Source organism: Lysobacter fragariae (assembly GCF_054779775.1).
Window position 1 is genome coordinate 533,407 of the sequence record NZ_BAAGXP010000001.1, and the last position, 15,917, is coordinate 549,323.

The 15,917-nt window shown below is 67.4% G+C and carries 15 protein-coding genes and 1 tRNA gene; 4 read left to right on the forward strand and 12 right to left on the reverse strand.

The features are described from left to right. The first annotated feature begins 88 nt into the window (after positions 1-88). On the forward strand, positions 89-901 hold the full coding sequence (locus tag ACYVD7_RS02395; protein ID WP_460758656.1) for a hypothetical protein: 813 nt from the start codon (positions 89-91) through the stop codon (positions 899-901). 221 nt (positions 902-1,122) lie between these two features. Here ACYVD7_RS02395 and ACYVD7_RS02400 read toward each other — a convergent pair whose 3' ends face one another. The 7 genes from ACYVD7_RS02400 to birA form a co-directional block, all read right to left on the reverse strand. Next, positions 1,123-1,323 carry a CsbD family protein gene (locus ACYVD7_RS02400; protein WP_460758658.1) on the reverse strand — a complete coding sequence of 67 codons (201 nt, stop codon included), beginning with the start codon at positions 1,321-1,323 and terminating at the stop codon, positions 1,123-1,125. 421 nt (positions 1,324-1,744) lie between these two features. Then, positions 1,745-1,879: an entericidin A/B family lipoprotein gene (locus ACYVD7_RS02405; RefSeq protein ID WP_460758659.1), complete on the reverse strand. Its 135-nt coding sequence runs from the start codon at positions 1,877-1,879 to the stop codon at positions 1,745-1,747. A gap of 106 nt (positions 1,880-1,985) precedes the next feature. Beyond that, positions 1,986-2,909 carry an arginase gene (rocF, locus tag ACYVD7_RS02410; protein WP_460758661.1) on the reverse strand — a complete coding sequence of 308 codons (924 nt, stop codon included), beginning with the start codon at positions 2,907-2,909 and terminating at the stop codon, positions 1,986-1,988. A gap of 34 nt (positions 2,910-2,943) precedes the next feature. Continuing rightward, positions 2,944-3,016 (reverse strand) — tRNA-Thr (locus tag ACYVD7_RS02415). 245 nt (positions 3,017-3,261) lie between these two features. Further along, positions 3,262-4,032 carry a hypothetical protein gene (locus ACYVD7_RS02420; RefSeq protein ID WP_460758662.1) on the reverse strand — a complete coding sequence of 257 codons (771 nt, stop codon included), beginning with the start codon at positions 4,030-4,032 and terminating at the stop codon, positions 3,262-3,264. Positions 4,033-4,051: 19 nt separating this feature from the next. Further along, entirely contained in the window at positions 4,052-4,789 is a 738-nt protein-coding gene (locus tag ACYVD7_RS02425; protein WP_460758664.1) for a type III pantothenate kinase, read from the reverse strand. Continuing rightward, positions 4,786-5,790, reverse strand: a complete 1,005-nt coding sequence (gene birA / locus ACYVD7_RS02430; protein WP_460758665.1) for a bifunctional biotin--[acetyl-CoA-carboxylase] ligase/biotin operon repressor BirA — start codon at positions 5,788-5,790, stop codon at positions 4,786-4,788. The genes ACYVD7_RS02425 and birA overlap by 4 nt, the downstream gene beginning before the upstream one ends. A gap of 153 nt (positions 5,791-5,943) precedes the next feature. Between birA and ACYVD7_RS02435 the strand changes: the two genes are divergently transcribed. After that, complete coding sequence (locus ACYVD7_RS02435; protein ID WP_460758667.1) at positions 5,944-6,219, forward strand: hypothetical protein; 276 nt, start codon at positions 5,944-5,946, stop codon at positions 6,217-6,219. A gap of 26 nt (positions 6,220-6,245) precedes the next feature. Next, a complete protein-coding gene (locus ACYVD7_RS02440; protein ID WP_460758668.1) occupies positions 6,246-6,992 on the forward strand; it encodes a M90 family metallopeptidase in 747 nt (248 codons plus the stop codon). Between the two features lie 108 nt (positions 6,993-7,100). On the opposite strand, the gene ACYVD7_RS02445 is transcribed toward ACYVD7_RS02440, so the two are convergent. The 5 genes from ACYVD7_RS02445 to dusA all read right to left on the reverse strand — a co-directional run bounded on the left by ACYVD7_RS02445 (position 7,101) and on the right by dusA (position 12,070). Then, positions 7,101-8,501 carry an ATP-binding protein gene (locus tag ACYVD7_RS02445; RefSeq protein WP_460758670.1) on the reverse strand — a complete coding sequence of 467 codons (1,401 nt, stop codon included), beginning with the start codon at positions 8,499-8,501 and terminating at the stop codon, positions 7,101-7,103. 168 nt (positions 8,502-8,669) lie between these two features. Continuing rightward, positions 8,670-9,353 (reverse strand): response regulator transcription factor, encoded by a 684-nt coding sequence (locus ACYVD7_RS02450; protein WP_460758671.1) that lies wholly within the window; start codon positions 9,351-9,353, stop codon positions 8,670-8,672. Positions 9,354-9,513: 160 nt separating this feature from the next. Continuing rightward, positions 9,514-9,927, reverse strand: a complete 414-nt coding sequence (locus ACYVD7_RS02455; protein WP_460758673.1) for a hypothetical protein — start codon at positions 9,925-9,927, stop codon at positions 9,514-9,516. Positions 9,928-10,112: 185 nt separating this feature from the next. Next, positions 10,113-11,027 carry an arginine deiminase-related protein gene (locus ACYVD7_RS02460; RefSeq protein WP_460758674.1) on the reverse strand — a complete coding sequence of 305 codons (915 nt, stop codon included), beginning with the start codon at positions 11,025-11,027 and terminating at the stop codon, positions 10,113-10,115. Positions 11,028-11,044: 17 nt separating this feature from the next. Continuing rightward, positions 11,045-12,070, reverse strand: a complete 1,026-nt coding sequence (gene dusA / locus ACYVD7_RS02465; protein ID WP_460758676.1) for a tRNA dihydrouridine(20/20a) synthase DusA — start codon at positions 12,068-12,070, stop codon at positions 11,045-11,047. Between the two features lie 140 nt (positions 12,071-12,210). Here dusA and ACYVD7_RS02470 point away from each other — a divergent pair, with 140 nt between their 5' ends. After that, positions 12,211-15,909, forward strand: a complete 3,699-nt coding sequence (locus ACYVD7_RS02470) for a galactose oxidase-like domain-containing protein (protein WP_460758677.1) — start codon at positions 12,211-12,213, stop codon at positions 15,907-15,909. The last annotated feature ends 8 nt before the right edge of the window (positions 15,910-15,917 follow it).

A 15,917-nucleotide genomic window follows, 5' to 3' on the forward strand; every position in this document is an offset into this window, starting at 1 on the left:
CGCCCGCTGAACCCGCCCGGCGGCGCAGAAAACCCCGGCCTGGGTTCCCGCACGTTTGCGGGAATTACCTTCCGCTGGAGTCCGCGCCATGTTCCGCCGCCTCGCCGCCCTTGCCACCCTCAGCGCCGCCCTGGCCGGATGCTCGCCGGCGCAGGCGCGCCCACTCGTCGACATCGACGTGATCGACCGCGATCGCGGCGACTGGCTTGAACAGATGCGCCATCGCGGCCAGGACTGGATCGCCGGCGAACCCGGCCATCGCTACAGCGTGCGCCTGACCAACACCACCGGCGAACGCGTGCTGGTGGTGCTCTCGATCGACGGCGTCAATGCCGTCACCGGGGAAACCGCACATCCGTCGCAGGCTGGCTACGTGCTCGCGCCATGGCAGAGCACGGAGGTCAACGGCTGGCGCAAGTCGCTCGACGACGTCGCCCAATTCGTCTTCACCGACCTGCCCGACAGCTACGCCGCCCGTACCGGACGCCCGGACAACGTGGGCGTGATCGGCATGGCGGTGTTCCAAGAAGAGCGTCCGATCTACTACCCCGAGCCGACGCCGATCTACCAGCCTCGCCGCGAGGCGAACGCACAGGGACGATCGGACGCGGCAGCTGGCGCGCCTGCCGCGTCGGCGATGGAGGAGAAATCGATGGCCCGCGACCAGGCGCGCCAAAGCATTGGCACCGGCCACGGCCAGCGCGAGTGGTCGCCGGTGTCGCGCACGGATTTCGTCCGCGCGTCACGCTCACCCGCGCAGGTCACGCAATTGCGCTACGACGACTACGACACGCTGGTCGCACGCGGCGTGTTGCCGCGACCATATCGCGACCATTGGCGCCACGATGACGAGCCGCGTGCGTTCCCGAACGGATTTGTCGCCGATCCGCCGCGGTGGTGAGGCCGCAGCGATGAGGCTGTCGAAGCGATCGCGCACTTATCACGCGAGCAATGCGACCCGGCTTCAGCAGGCATGACATTGGCAGGGATTGCTTGCACTCGCGTACACGACCGAACGGGCCGGCAATGCCGGCCCGTTCGTTTGCATTGACACCCTTGCCGCGGAGCCAATCAGCGCACCCCAATCAGCGCGCCAAACCAGCCACGCGACGTCGGCATGACTCAGTGAATGGTCTTTACGAAGTCATCGACTTCGCGTTCGGCACGTTCCCGATCCCAGCCATAGCGTTCCTGTAGTTTTCCGGCGAGATATTCGGCATTGCCTTCCTTCGTGGCGAACACATCCTCGGTCAGGTCGCCCCAGCGCGACTGGATCTGTCCCTTGAGCTGCGTCCACTTGCCCTGGATGATGTCTTTGTTCATGCGTATTCCTCTTTTTCCGTGGGGAAGGTTGCATCGAACTTCGATGCACGCGCAGCATGGACGCCGACATGTTCGCATCGAATCATCATTGCGTTATTCGCGCCTTGATCTGTTTGAATGCGCAACGGAATGAATGCGCGAAAGACCGGCTTCCACTAATCGCCTGTTGGTGATCGCTTCATAATGTGAGCTGCGCATGGAAGATGGATGCTCTTCATCGCCCGTGCGAGCGCGCGATTGACGATCGGCCATCAATCGGCCATCAGCAGGCAACGCGCGCCTCATTACGTGGAATCAGGGCGGCGCCAGTCGCGAGGATGCCGCATGCCTCTTGCGCTCCGCTGCACGATCCATCCAATCGACAGGCAAAAAGAAAGGCCGGGATTTCCCCGGCCTTTCTCACCTGTCGCTTCGATGCGAATCAATGACTCGCCTTGTCCTCGACTTTCTCGCCCAGCTTCTTCACGTCCTTACCCAGGCCTTCCATCGTGTTGCAGGCGGACAGGGTGCCCATAGTGAACAGGGCGAGCAGCAGTACGGCAATCAGGCGCTTCATGGAATTCTCCGGGATTCAATATCTGCGGTCCGCGACCGCGCGGGCGAATGGTGATCGTGGCGGGCGGCCCGGCGCAAGTGACGCCGGTCGCAACCGCCGCGCGCGTTCAGTCGCGCATCAGCGTCGACTTGCCGAACAGGCTCTCCACCAGGTCCACCGCGACTTCGGCGGTGACGTTGCGGGTGTCGATCACCGGGTTGAGCTCCATGATGTCGAGCGATGCCATCCGGCCGCTGTCGGCGATCATTTCCATCACCAGCTGCGCCTCGCGATAGTCGGGGCCGCCGGGCACGGTCGTGCCGACGCCGGGTGCGATCGCCGGATCGAGGAAGTCGACGTCGAAGCTCACATGCAGGTGCGTGTTGTCGTCGACGCCATCCAGTGCCTCTTCCATCGCGCGCTTGATGCCGACTTCGTCGATGTAGCGCATGTCGTAGACATCCAGACCGTGCTCCTTGACCAGGCGCTTCTCGCCTTCGTCGACCGAGCGGATGCCGATCTGGCGGATATCTCCGGGATCCATCGCCGGCGCGTCGCCGCCGAGGTGGGTGAGTTCGCGCGGACCCAAGCCGACCAGGCAGGCGACAGGCATGCCGTGGATGTTGCCCGACGGCGTGACCTGGCTGGTGTTGAAATCGGCGTGCGCGTCGAGCCACAGCACGCGCAGCTTCTTGCTGGTTTCGCGACAGAACTTCGCCACCGCGGTGATCGAACCCAGGCCCAGGCAATGATCGCCACCGAGCAGGATCGGCATGCGTCCGCCGCGCAGTTCGGCCAGCACGGCGTCCATCACCTTGCGGTTCCATTCGACCACTTCCGGCAGGTGCCGGTAGCCGTCGTGCGGCGGTTGCCACGGATTGCGCGGGCCATCCAGGTTGCCGCGATCGGCCACGTCGACGCCGCGCGCGGCGAGCGCCTGCGCCAGACCAGCGATGCGCAGCGCTTCCGGCCCCAGGCGTGCGCCCTGGTGGCCAGCACCGATGTCAGTGGGTGCGCCGATCAGTGACACGGGGGGATGGCGTCGGCTCATGCTGGATCCTGGCGTGGCGCGCGATGCGCCTGCATGCCGGCTGTCGGAATCGAACCGACGACCTACCGCTTACAAGGCGGTTGCTCTACCAACTGAGCTAAGCCGGCGTGGAAAAGGGCGGCCGCGACGGGCCGCGTCAGCAGGCATTCTAGGGCCTGCTAACACTTATGACACATGCCGCGCCGGGCCTGAGGACGTGGGGAGCAAGGAAGAGAGAGAGCGTATGTCGATACGCGACCGAGCGATGACGCCGCGCCGCGCGTCCTCAGGTCCGGCCCTACGGGCTGCCCGTCCGGGCAACGCGGCATGTGTCATAAGCGTTAGCAGGCCCTGGTGCGAGTCGGCCGGGCCGTCAGCGCAGGGCCGCGCAGTCGAGCTTGCGGTGCTGCGCGGCGGCAATGCTGGCCTGCGCCTTGCGCGGATCGAAGGCTTCGTCGGTGACGACTTCCAGCCAGATCGTGGTTGTCTCCGCGGCGCCCGGTGCGTCCAGCGCCTCGAGCTGCGCGGGGAAACCGGCGGCGGTCAGCGCCTGCACGCGGGAGCGCGCGCCTTCCTCGTTGCGGTAGCGGCCGAGCGCGATGGAGTTGGCGCCGGCGCCTTCGCGCACCACGATCAAGTCAGTGAAACCGGCGGCGGTGATGCGCTGCGCGGTGGCCTGGGCTTCCTCCAGCGACGGCTGCGGCGGCAGGAACACGCGCCAGCCGCGTGTCGCGGCAGCTGCAATCGTGCCCTGCTCGTGCGCTTTCAGTTTCTGCACCAGCGGTCGCAGTTTGGTCGTTGCGGCATCAGCCGCGGCCTTGGATGCAAAAGGACCGAAGCCGAAGCAATGCTGGGTGACGGGCACGGCGAAGAAGTCGTTGGCGGCATCGGCAGGCGTTGCAGGCGTTGTGGCTGCGGTTGCATCAGCTCCGGATGCTGCCGCCCCGGAAGCCGGTGCGGCCGACGTCGCAGCCAGCACCGACGTTACCGGCGCCTTGGCGCCCTCGCCCACCAGTTGCAGTCGCATTACGCCTGCGGGCGTCTGGATCGGCGCGGGCGGGGGTGGCGGATCGTGTGCGATCCACCACGCGGCCACACCCAGGTTGAGGACCAGCAGGAGGACGATGAGTGCGCGAACTAGCATGGGTCGATTCTAGGGTGCTTCAGGTCGTCGATTCGACGGCGGCCCAGATGGCGAGCCCATCCAGTACCGGGGACGCGACCTGCGTCGCATCGGCGAGCCGGTCGGCCAGTGCCGGCGCGCCGCCGCCGTGCAGCAGCAACCGCGGCCGCACGCCCAGTCTCGCGTGGGCGGCATCGAGGCTGCGTTCGATCAACGCCAGCGCCGCACCATCGCACCCGGAGGCCAGGGCATCCTCGGTGTCGGCCGCGAAATCGGCATACGCGCCGCCCGCCACCGGCAGCTGCGGTGCGCGTTCGTGCAACACCTGCCGCATCAGCGTCGGCGATGGCGCGATGCGGCCACCGCGGTGCTGGCCCGCGGCATCGACCAGGTCGATCGTGAGCGCGGTGCCGACGCCGCAGACGAGCACGGCTTCGCGCCATTGCACGTGGGCCGCGAGCATCGCCAGGAAGCGGTCCACGCCGAGCTTGTGCGGCTGCGCATAGGCAATGCGCAGGCCCGCCAGCGCCGGTTGCGTGCGCGCCAGCGAGACGCGCCGGCAGCGCGCGACCAGCGCCTCCAGCACGGCGACGCGCAGGCTGTCGTTGGCGACGCTGGCGAGATAGGCGACGTCGAATCGTTCGGGCAGCACAGCCGCGAGCGCCTGGGCCACATCGGCCTCACCGTGCGGGACGGCGATTGCGGGGCCCGGCCGGCCGTCAATCAATGGCGCGCATTTGAGTCGGGTATTGCCCAGGTCGAACAACCACTTCGTCATCTCGTCTCCGCGCGCCGCACGCTGGCTTCGCCGGCGTGTACGTGTTGTTCGCGACCATCGTCCAGTCGCAGGCGCAGCGCGCCGTCTTCGGCGATGCCAAGCGCGATGCCGGTTTGCCGGGAATCGGCGTTGTGCAGGACGACATCCTTGCCGGCCAGTGCATCCAGCGCGGCGTACCGCGGCAGGAACGGCGCGAGCCCCTGCGCGTCAAAGGTGTCCAGCGCCGGCAACAGCCGGGCCAGCACTGCGGCGACGACGGTGTTGCGCTGCGGCGACGCTGCGTCGTGTTCGGCCGCGAGCCCTGCCAGGTCGCACCAGGGCTGGTCGATGAGCGCGGCGCTCGTGGCGGGCATGCGGACGTTGAGGCCGATCCCGATCACCGCGCGCGCCGGTCCGGCATATTCGCCGCCGCCTTCGACCAGCAATCCGCCCAACTTGCGCAGCCCACTGGTGTCGGCGACGACCAGGTCGTTGGGCCATTTGAGGCCCACCGTGGCGAAGCCCAGCGCATGCAGGGCTTCGGCGACGGCGACGCCGGCCACCAGGCTCAACCCGCCCAATCGTGCCAGCCCGCCAGCGAAGCCGCGCGCCACCGACAGGTACAGGTGCGCCGCCAGCGGCGAGGCCCACGTCCGCCCACGGCGACCGCGGCCACCGGTCTGGCGTTCGGCCAATAGCACGCGGGCGACGGCGCCGTCGTCCTGGGGTCGGCGCAGCAGTTCTGAGTTGGTCGAATCCAGGCTCCAGGCGACTTCGACCCCGGCGAGGCGGGCCCGTGCGCCTGCCGGCAATGCCGCGACTATCGCGTCCGGGTCCAGCAGGTCCAGGGGCTGCGCCAGCGCGTAGCCGCGACCAGGCTGGGCGGCGATGTCCACCCCGGCTTCGCGCAGCGCCTGGATCCGCTTCCAGACCGCGGCCCGTGTCTGCCCGGCCTCACGGGCCAGGTCGTCGCCGGTGGCGGGGCCTCGGATCAGGTGCTGGAGCAGGGCGCGATCGTCCATGGGGCGGCATTATGCGGGGTCGGAATCTGCGGCCGGGCGGGCACGCCGGTCGGTGCTGCAACGCATCACATGACAGCAAGAAAAATGAACTCCCGCGTTTCGCATTTGGGATATAGTCCGGCCGATACCCGGACCGCCGGGTGAGGATTCCCCATGCGCCGCACCCTCCTCTGCCTGCTGATCGCTTTCGCCAGCACCGGCGTGCTGGCCCGCGAATCCAAGCTCAGTGATGCCAACGGTGGTGGTTGCCCGAGCCAGGCGGCCCACCAGGTACAAAATCGCGCCGCTGGCCGCGATGCCGCCCCGACGCAGGCCCCCACGGTGAAGAAGGCCAAGGTCTCGGCGCAGGGTGGCGGTGACTCCGACGATGCCGGTGTGCGCATGGCCTCGCCGCGCTGGCACCGTTTCCTGCCGGGCATGTTCCGCTGATCGCCTGACGGACCCGATCCACGGATTTGTTCCGCTGGCTGCGCTTCGGGCGAACCCCGGACCCCATCGACCCACAACTCTGGCGCGACATCCGCGCGGCCTTGCCGTGGGCGGCTGCGCTGGATTCCGCGCGCGACGCGCGCCTGGCTTCGTTGAGCGCGCGCTTCCTGCACGAAAAGACGATCACGCCGGTCTCTGGGCTGGCGCTTGATGACATGCAGCGCGGCGTGCTCGCCGCGGCGTGCTGCCTGCCACTGTTGGAATTCGGCGAAGCCGGCCTGCGTGGCTGGTCGCAGCTCATCGTCTATCCCGACGCCTTCCGCGTGAACCGCAGCCATGTCGATGCTGCAGGCGTCCTGCACGAGGGCGACGACGAACTGATCGGCGAGGCATGGGATTCGGGGCCGCTGATCCTGTCCTGGGCCGATGTCGTCGCCGATTGCGAGGACCCACGTGCAGGCTTCTGCGTGGCGGTGCATGAGATGGCGCACAAGATCGACGCGCTCGACGGCGAACTCGACGGCACGCCGCCGTTGCCGGGCCCGTGGCAGCGTGGCTGGGCGCGCGATTTCCAGGCCGCCTTCGACGCGCTGTGCAACGACGTGGATGCCGACCGCGAAACGATGATCGATCCCTACGCTGCGGAAGCGCCGGAAGAATTCTTCGCCGTCGCCAGCGAATACCACTTCAGCGATCCGCAGTTGCTTCGCGATGCGATGCCGAAGGTCGCCGCGCACCTGGAACGGTTCTACGGGCCTTCGCCGTTTGCGTGATTGCGTCGGTGCTTCGCAGCGACGACCAACGAGAGCGGCGGAGTACCGTCATCCCCGCGCGGGAACGAACGACGAACAAGCTGCGCTGTTGATATGCCCTAAACCGCCTTACAACCCCGGCGGCAACTTCACCTCGAACCGCGCTCCACCCAGCTCCTGCGATGCGGTCACGTCGAGCGTGCCGCGATAACCCCGCACTAGGTCCTGCACGATCGCCAGCCCGATGCCGTGGCCCTGGACGCGTTCGTCACCGCGCACGCCACGCTGCAGGATCAACGCGACTTTCTCTGGCGGGATGCCCGGACCGTCGTCATCCACCGCCAGCAGCAGGCCCGGGCGACGATTGGCAACGCGCTCGTCGGCGCGCGCGGTGAACAACACGCGTGAGCGCGCCCACTTGAACGCGTTCTCCAGCAGGTTGCCGAGCAGCTCCTGCAGGTCGCCGGGCTCGCCATGGAACTGCACGCCCGGCTCGATCTCGAATTCGCACAACACGCCCTTGCTGGCGTAGACCTTCTCCAGCCCGGTGACGATTTCCTCGGCGTGCTGCTCGATGCCCACCGGCGCGGCAAACAGGTGGTGGCCAGACCGCGCGGCGCGCGCCAGCTGGTAGGACACCAGGTCGCTCATGCGCCGAAGTTGCGTGCGCACTTCCCCGCGCAGTTCCGCGTCATCGTCGGTGTGGTCCAGGCGCGCGTTGAGCACCGCCAGCGGGGTCTTCAGGCTGTGCGCCAGGTCCGCCAGCGTGTTGCGCTGGCGATCCAGGTTCTCGCGTTCGCTTTCGATGAAGGCGTTGATGCTTTCGGTCAGGGGCTCCAGCTCGCGTGGATGGCGTTCGCTCATGCGCGAAGCCAACCCGCGCTGCACGCGCTTGAGTTCATGGATCACGTAACGCAGCGGACGCAGGCTCCAGCGCAGGATCACGACCTGCAGCAGCAGCAGGATCAGGCCGGCGCCGCCGAGGTAGCGCCACAGCGCCGCGCGGAACACCGACACCTGCATCCGCAGTGCGGTGGTGTCTTCGAGAATGTAGATCGTGTACGGGAATTCCGCCTTGGCGTTGCCCTCCACGCTCCAGACGAACCCGCGACCATAGCGGTACGCCAGTCCGCGCGTGCCCTTGATCTGGGTCACCGGCAATGGGCCTTCGAATCGCTCCTCGTTGGGCCGCAGCATCACCGAATTGCCCGGCAGCAGCGGCCCCTGCGCCGAGCGCGAATCGAAGTGCGAATTGGGCAGCACGATCTCGGCATACAGGCCGCTGCCGGGACGCTCGAAGCGCGGCTCGATCGGTTCGTAGGGCGGGATAAATTCGCCATTGCGGGCGAAGTCGCTCTTGTCCGCATACGCCAGCGCGTAGTTCTCCAGGCGCTGGCGCAGGTTGCTTTCCGCGGTCTGCAGGAACGCGCGATCCAGCGCATAACCGGCCAGCGCGAGGAAGCCGACCAGGCCCAGGCTCGCCGCCAACAGCTGGCGTGCCTGCAGCGAACGCGGCTGGCCCCAGCTCATGGCGCGGCAATGACGGAAGTGGAAGGCATCGGCGACAGGTTACAGGGGCGCGGCTGGGTCACGCCAAGCGAGCCGCACCTGCGGCAGCAATGGGAAACGCAAAGGGAGTGAAGCGTGACGACCGCCACGACATGCGCGCCGGGCCACGTCGGCCCGGCGCGCATCCGGTCAGTCGGCGGTACGCGGGATCGCGAAGCGATAACCGCGGCCGCGCACGGTTTCGATCGGCTTGAGCGAACCGTCGGGATCGAGCTTCTTGCGCAGTCGGCCGATGAAGACTTCCAGCACGTTGGAATCGCGATCGAAGTCCTGCTGGTAGATGTGTTCGGTGAGGTCGGCCTTCGAGACCAGTTCGCCGGCATGCATCATCAGGTACTCGAGCACCTTGTACTCGTAGCTGGTCAGGTCGACGTTGCCGCCACTGACGCTGACCGTCTGCGCGGCGAGATCGAGCACGACCGGGCCGCATTCCAGCGAGGGCTTGCTCCAGCCGGCGGCGCGACGCACCAGCGCGTTGATGCGCGCCAGCAGTTCCTCGACGTGGAAGGGCTTGACCAGGTAGTCGTCGGCGCCCTGCTTCAGGCCCTCGACCTTGTCCTGCCAGCTCGAACGCGCGGTCAGGATCAGCACCGGGAATTTCTTGCCTTCCTCGCGCAGGGCCTTGATCAGGTCCATGCCGGACATCTTCGGCAGGCCCAGGTCGATGATGCCGAGATCGAACGGAACCTCGCGGCCCATGTACAGGCCTTCTTCGCCGTCCTGCGCCGCGTCCACGGCAAAACCTTCCCGCTTGAGGCGGGCGGCCAGCGTTTCGCGGAGGGGGGCTTCGTCTTCGACCAGAAGAATGCGCATGGGGGCTCCTTTCAGCAGAGGGCGGCCGTCTTGGCCGAGTGCATTCAGGTTAGACGCGCAAATTGTCGTCTGCGTGTGCAGGGATGTTCGTGGGGACGCTTTTGTTCAGGTTCGTGAAGCGAACTGAACGGCTGATGCGCTACCGGTGGAACCCGGCGGCTCAGTCGTTGTCGCGGCCGTGCAGGCGCACTGGCGGCTGCGGCCGGTCCCGCTGCTCCATCGGCGCCGGCCGGCGCGGCGACTGCCCCTGCGGCTGCGGGTCGTCCATGTAGACGCGCACGCGGCCCCTGGAGTCGACGACCTTGACGCGGTTGACCTCGTGCCCGTCGAAGGGGACACGCTCGGCGCTCAGGACTTCGCCGCCGCCGCTGCGATCGACCGCACGCCTGACCGCATCGGGCAAGCCGCGGTGGTCTGCGCTGCTGTCGTGCTCCCGCCGACCGTGCTCACGCTGACCACCGCGCTGCCCCTGACCGTTGCCATTCCCATTCCCCTGGGCCTGCGCGCTGACGTCACCGGCCGCGAGGGCGGCAAGCAGCAACGGCAAGGCAAGGAGGGCAAGGGGACGGCGCATGAGGTCGTTTGGGTGCCTGAAGTAGTGACGGAGCAGGACCGTGGTCCGGCGAATGGGTGCATTCTTGGAACGCAGCGGTGAATCCGGTCTGAACTTTTCCTTCACGGCACGGTCGCGGTTCAGTCCGGCGGGCTACTCGAGCACTGCGGTCGAGCCAACTCCCGGGTTGGATCACATCGGGCGAATCAATAGATCTCGCCGACGCAGCAGCGCAACGAGCCACCACCCGCCTCGATCGCGTCCAGCTCCACGGTGCGCACCTGGAATCCCGCGCCGGCGAGGATGTCGCGACTTTCCCGGGAGAGGTTGCGGCCGGCATTGGCACTCATCCACACCGTGTCCGGCGACAGCGAAATCGCGTTGCCGACAAACGCCGCGTGCTCCTGCCGCGAGCACAGCACCGTGTGCTGCGGCGAGTAGAACGTGCGCAGGGCCTCCACCACGGCCGCATCGGCGAATCCATCCGGGCACACGATCGCGGCGCGGCCGGCCAGCACCGCCAGCACGACGTTGGTGTGGTACTCGCCGGGCGCGAGGTCGAACATCAGCGTCGCGCGCAGCCCGAAAGCCTCGTGCATCAGCCGCGCGCCTTCCTCGTCGCAGCGCTCGGACAGGCCGCACCAGCCCAGCCCGCGCGCGCGGTCGATCACGAGCGCGCCGGTGAGCTCGCAGGGGTGTGGCTGCACGGACAGGTCGATCTCCGCGTAGTCGAGCACGCCGGCGAAGAAACCGCGGATGTCGTCGCGCGCGGCCTCGCGCTGGCGGACTTCATGGCGCATGCGACCGACGACATAGCGCCCCGCCGCAGTCCCGAACACGTTGTTGGGAAACAGCGCGTCGGGCGTGTCCGCATTGCCGGCGAAGCACACCGTCGGCAGCACCGTGGCGAACGCACGATGCAGGTCGCGATGCTGGGCACTGGCGCGCGCGGCGTCGAAGCCCGCGGCGTCGGCCATGTAACGGTTGTCCTGCGCGGACTGCTCGGCGAGGGTGAAACCGTCAGGTGCGACCAGGAACGCCGCGCGCGCCGTGGCAGGCCCGAAGTCCGGCGTGCAGGTGCGGGCGAAATCGAGGAATGCGCTGGTGTCGCGAGTGAGCATGGGGTCCTTCACCTGGGTCAATGGGTTGGTTCGTGTTGCTGGAAACTTTCGGTGAGCGCGATCGCCTGTTCGACCAGCGACCAGTCGGCGCCCGGCTTGTGCGCGCCTTCGCTCAGCACCTGGCGGAACGCACGACCGCCGCGTTCGCCCGCGAACAGTCCGAGGATGTGGCGGGTGATGTGCTTGAGGGGCACGCCGCGCGCGAGCTGCGCTTCGACGTACGGCTGGTACGCGCGCAGAAGCTGTGCGCGCGTGCGCAGCTCGCCGCCGAACCAGGCGACGTCGAGGCGGTGCAGCACGTAGGGATCGTGGTACGCGGCGCGGCCGAGCATCGCGCCGTCGGCGTGGTCGAGATGCTGGGTGGCCTCTTCCTGCGTGGCGATGCCGCCATTGACGACGATCTGCAGCTGCGGCCGTTCGCGCTTGAGCTGGTAGGCCCAGTCGTAGCGCAGCGGCGGCACTTCGCGGTTTTCCTTCGGCGACAGTCCCTGCAGCCAGGCATTGCGCGCATGGACCACGAACATGCGGCAACCGGCTTCCGCCACGGTGTCGATGAAGTGGACGAAGCGATCCCAGTCATGGTCGTCGTCCACACCGAGGCGGCATTTCACCGTCACCGGCACGAGGCGATCACGCAGATCAGCCACCGCCGCGTTCATCGCCGCCACGCCTTGCGCGACCAGCGCCGGCTCGCGCATCAGGCACGCGCCGAAGCGCCCCGCCTGCACGCGGTCGGACGGGCAGCCACAGTTGAGGTTGATCTCGTCGAAGCCGTGCTCGGCACCAATGCGCGCGGCCTGCGCCAGCAGTTCGGGCTCGCTGCCACCCAACTGCAGGGCTACCGGGTGCTCGCGCGGGTCCAGTGCCAGCAGCTTGTCGCGATCGCCATGGATCACCGCGTTGGCGTGGACCATTTCGGTGTACAGCCGCGCATTGCGCGACAGCACGCGGTGGAAGCTGCGGCAATGGGAGTCCGTCCAATCCATCATCGGCGCGACGGAGAGGCGCAACTGCGGCGTCGGAATAGTGGGCGAGGCGGTCATCGCCCGGCAATTGTACGTTGCGGGCCAAATCCGACCGGCGGTCAGCACAGGTGGCCTGCGCGGGACCCGCGATGCGTTGGCCCCATTGGGGGAATTGAGTAGGCAGCAGCAGCGCGTTCCCTGCACCGAGGCAACCGTAGATGAGCGACCTCCCCCGCGTGCGTCATGGCATGGCCATCGGAGCCACCCTGCTCCTGGTCGTAGTCGCCGCTTGGGCCGTGATTTTCGCGAGCGGCGGGCTCTCAGTGGACGATTCCGCCACGGTCGAAAGGAAGCGGGACTGGTCGCAGGCGGTGGCGGCAGCCAGCGGCGACCCGGCGATCCTGGCGGCGATCCAGACCCGGGCGAACGCAAACCGCGTCATGGCTGGCGACGCTGATGCGCTGGTGACGTTCCGCACGGCGCGCCCGAGCGGTGCCCTGACCGCGCTACCCGCGCTGGGCGATCCGGTGCGGGGCAGCTACTCGCCCGTCGTGGCCTGGCCGCTGGTCGGCATCCATGCGGTCCTGACCTTCGATGGCCGCGTGCTCAGCTACGGCACCACCACCACCGGCGTCCGCACCGGTTACTACGTCTACGATGTCTGGGATCCGCTGCTGGGCCTGGGCAGCGAATCGCACACCGTCCTGCCCAATTCCACCGCGGTCGACATCTTCTGCAATGCCCAACTCCTGCTGCCCGACGGCAACATCGAGATGTGGGGTGGCGACGTCATCAACCTGGAAAAGGGCCGGGCATCGCTGCAGCCCAACGACGACTCCAACCTGTTCACACCGCTCGACAACAACCTTGTCCGGACCGGCAAGATGTTCCGCAAGCGCTGGTACGCAACGGCCACGACCCTGCCCGACGGCGAGGTGTACATCCAGGGCGGCACCGGCGGTGAGGATTTTCCCGAAGTGCGCACCGCCACGGGTACCTTCCGCCTGTTGAACGGTGCGTCGACGACCTATCTGGGCGCGCTCTACCCACGCAACTTCGTGGCGCCGGACGGGAACATCTTCGGCACGCGCTACGAGGAGATGTATCGCGTCGATCCCAATGGTGCGGGCGAACTCAAGCGCGCGGGCAAGTTTCCGGGCAGCAACATGGGGGCAAGCTCGACGGCGGTGATGTTCCGGCCGGGCAAGGTCCTGCAGCTCGGCGGCGGATACGACCTGTCCTTCGCCAGCCCGCTCGCGCACGTGATCGACATCAACCCGGCCACGCCGGTGGTGCAACAGGTGGCATCGCCGCTCTACCGCCGCCACTGGGCCACCAGCACGGTGCTGCCGGACGGCCGCGTGTTCGTGTCCGGCGGCAGCGTCGCGGACAACGATCCGGTCAACGGCGTCGACTACACCGGCGAGATCTACGATCCGGTGACCAACACGTGGTCGGAAGCCGCCACCGCACAGCAGATGCGGCTCTACCACTCCACCGCGCTGCTGCTGCCCGATGCGACGGTGCTGACGCTGGGTGGAGGCGCCAACGGTCCGCAGCTCAACCTCAATGCCGAGGTCTACTACCCGCCGTACCTGTTCAACGCCGATGGCACGCCGGCTTCGCGGCCAATCATCACCGCGACGCCGATGACCGCCGATCCGGGCCAGGCGATCGCGATCGCGACGCCCGATCCCGCCGCGATCACGCGGGTGACACTGCTCAAGACGGGTTCGGTGACGCACTCGTTCGACATGGACCAGCGCTTCCTCGAACTGCCTTTCACCGTGGTCGGCAACCAATTGCAGGCGAACCTGCCGCCCAACACCTTCGAAACGCCACCCGGCTACTACATGGTGTTCGTGTTCAACGGCCTGGGCGTTCCGTCCGAAGCCGCGATGCTGCGCATCAACGTGCAGGTGCCCGCGCGACTGACGGTCAACAAAGTCGTGGTCAACGACCACGGTGGCAACAAGCTCGCCTCCGACTTCAGTTTCTCGGTCAACGGAGCGGCGCCGGTGAAGTTCGATGCCGACGGCAGCAACGTGGTCAACCTGGCGGCCGGCACCTACACCGTCACCGAGCCCGCCACGCCGGGTTATGCCACCACCAGCCTCGCCAACTGCAGCGGCATCGTGCTCGCCGCGGGCGACACCGCCACCTGCACCATCACCAACAACGACATCGCCGGCGGGTTCACCGCGACCACGGGCAGCAGCAAGCCGGTGTATGTGCCCGGCGAAACGGTCACGTTGACGGCGCGCGTGCTCAACATCGGTCTTCCGGTCAGCGGCGCCCGGGTGAATTTCGATGCATTGAAGCCGAACGGGATCAACCACGTCACGCTCGCGGCGACTACCGACAGCAACGGCAATGCGAGTGCGTCGTTCGTGTCGGGCATCGGTTCGAGTTCGATCGGCACCTACCAGCTGACCACCACCGCCACCAGCGGCGGCCTCACGGCCCAGGCCTTCGCAACCTTCGCGGTGCTGAAGCCCCAGGTACTCCCGGCCACGTTGACCGTGCGCAAGGTGATGGTCAACGAGAACGGAGGAAGCAAGTCCGCTTCCGACTTCAGCTTCTCGGTCAATGGCGCGGCGCCAGTGCGTTTCGAAGCCGACGGCAGCAACGTACTCAGCCTGTCGGCCGGCACCTACACCGTCACCGAGATGCCCTCGGCCGACTACACACCCAGCCTGGCCAACTGCACCGGGATCGTGCTCGCGGCCGGCGACAGCGCGACGTGCACGATCACCAATACCGATACGCCCACGTTCGTGGCGACCGCGGGCACCAGCAAACCCAACTATGCCCCGGGTGAAACGGTGACGATGATGGCGCACGTGCTCAACGGCGGCGTTCCCGTCGCTGGCGCGCAGGTGAATTTCGACGCATTGAAGCCGAACGGGATCAACCACGTCGTGCTCGCCGCCACTACCAATGGCAATGGCGATGCAAGCGTTTCGTTCGTATCGGGCACCGGATCCAGCTCGATCGGCACCTACCAGCTGACCGCCACCGCGACCAGCGGCGGCTTCACCGCGAAGGGATTCGCAAGCTTCACGGTGCTAAAGCCGCCAGCCATGCTGACGATCAACAAGATCGTCGTGAATGACGATGGCGGCAGCAAGGTCGCGTCCGACTTCAGCTTCTCGGTCAATGGCGCGGCGCCGGTGGCGTTCGAAGCCGACGGCAGCAACGTGCTCAGCGTGCCGGCCGGGGCCTACACCGTCACCGAACCCGCCACGGCCGGCTATGCGGCCAGCCTGTCCAACTGCAGCGGCATCGTGCTGGCCGCGGGTGGCAGCGCGACGTGCACGATCACCAACAACGACCAGGCGCCGGCATCGGCGACGCTGATCGTCAACAAGGTCGTGGTGAACGACGACGGCGGCAGCAAGGTCGCGGCGGACTTCGGCTTCTCGGTGAATGGCGCGGCGACGGTGGCGTTCGAAACCGACGGCAGCAACGCGCTCACCGTACCGGCGGGCACTTACACCATTACCGAGCCGGCCGTGGCCGGTTACACCGCCAGCTTCGCCAACTGCAGCGACATCGCGCTCGCCGCCGGGGGCAGCGCAACCTGCACCATCACCAACAACGACGCGCCACCGACATTTACCGCAACGACGGGCACCAGCAAGGCGGTCTACATCCGCGGCGAAACGGTGACGATGACCGCCAACGTGCTCCGCAATGGCCTGCCCGTTGCGGGCGCAAGGGTCAACTTCGACGCGCTCAAGCCGAACCTCGTCAACCATGTCCTGCTCAGCGCGACCACCGACAGCAATGGCAATGCCAGCGTCTCGTTCGTGTCGGGCACCGGTCCGAGTTCGATTGGCACCTATCAGCTGACCGCCACCGCGACCAGCGGCAGCCTCACCACGCAGGCCCACGCCACCTTCGTGGTCCAGTAGGCAGCCCG

What these genes read in the sequence shown, in the direction of transcription:
- ACYVD7_RS02395 (WP_460758656.1), top strand. Translation starts at nt 89, where the DNA reads ATGTTCCGCCGCCTCGCCGCCCTTGCCACCCTCAGCGCCGCCCTGGCC.
- ACYVD7_RS02400 (WP_460758658.1), bottom strand. Translation starts at nt 1,323, where the DNA reads ATGAACAAAGACATCATCCAGGGCAAGTGGACGCAGCTCAAGGGACAG.
- ACYVD7_RS02405 (WP_460758659.1), bottom strand. Translation starts at nt 1,879, where the DNA reads ATGAAGCGCCTGATTGCCGTACTGCTGCTCGCCCTGTTCACTATGGGC.
- rocF (WP_460758661.1), bottom strand. Translation starts at nt 2,909, where the DNA reads ATGAGCCGACGCCATCCCCCCGTGTCACTGATCGGCGCACCCACTGAC.
- ACYVD7_RS02420 (WP_460758662.1), bottom strand. Translation starts at nt 4,032, where the DNA reads ATGCTAGTTCGCGCACTCATCGTCCTCCTGCTGGTCCTCAACCTGGGT.
- ACYVD7_RS02425 (WP_460758664.1), bottom strand. Translation starts at nt 4,789, where the DNA reads ATGACGAAGTGGTTGTTCGACCTGGGCAATACCCGACTCAAATGCGCG.
- birA (WP_460758665.1), bottom strand. Translation starts at nt 5,790, where the DNA reads ATGGACGATCGCGCCCTGCTCCAGCACCTGATCCGAGGCCCCGCCACC.
- ACYVD7_RS02435 (WP_460758667.1), top strand. Translation starts at nt 5,944, where the DNA reads ATGCGCCGCACCCTCCTCTGCCTGCTGATCGCTTTCGCCAGCACCGGC.
- ACYVD7_RS02445 (WP_460758670.1), bottom strand. Translation starts at nt 8,501, where the DNA reads ATGAGCTGGGGCCAGCCGCGTTCGCTGCAGGCACGCCAGCTGTTGGCG.
- ACYVD7_RS02450 (WP_460758671.1), bottom strand. Translation starts at nt 9,353, where the DNA reads ATGCGCATTCTTCTGGTCGAAGACGAAGCCCCCCTCCGCGAAACGCTG.
- ACYVD7_RS02455 (WP_460758673.1), bottom strand. Translation starts at nt 9,927, where the DNA reads ATGCGCCGTCCCCTTGCCCTCCTTGCCTTGCCGTTGCTGCTTGCCGCC.
- ACYVD7_RS02460 (WP_460758674.1), bottom strand. Translation starts at nt 11,027, where the DNA reads ATGCTCACTCGCGACACCAGCGCATTCCTCGATTTCGCCCGCACCTGC.
- dusA (WP_460758676.1), bottom strand. Translation starts at nt 12,070, where the DNA reads ATGACCGCCTCGCCCACTATTCCGACGCCGCAGTTGCGCCTCTCCGTC.
- ACYVD7_RS02470 (WP_460758677.1), top strand. Translation starts at nt 12,211, where the DNA reads ATGAGCGACCTCCCCCGCGTGCGTCATGGCATGGCCATCGGAGCCACC.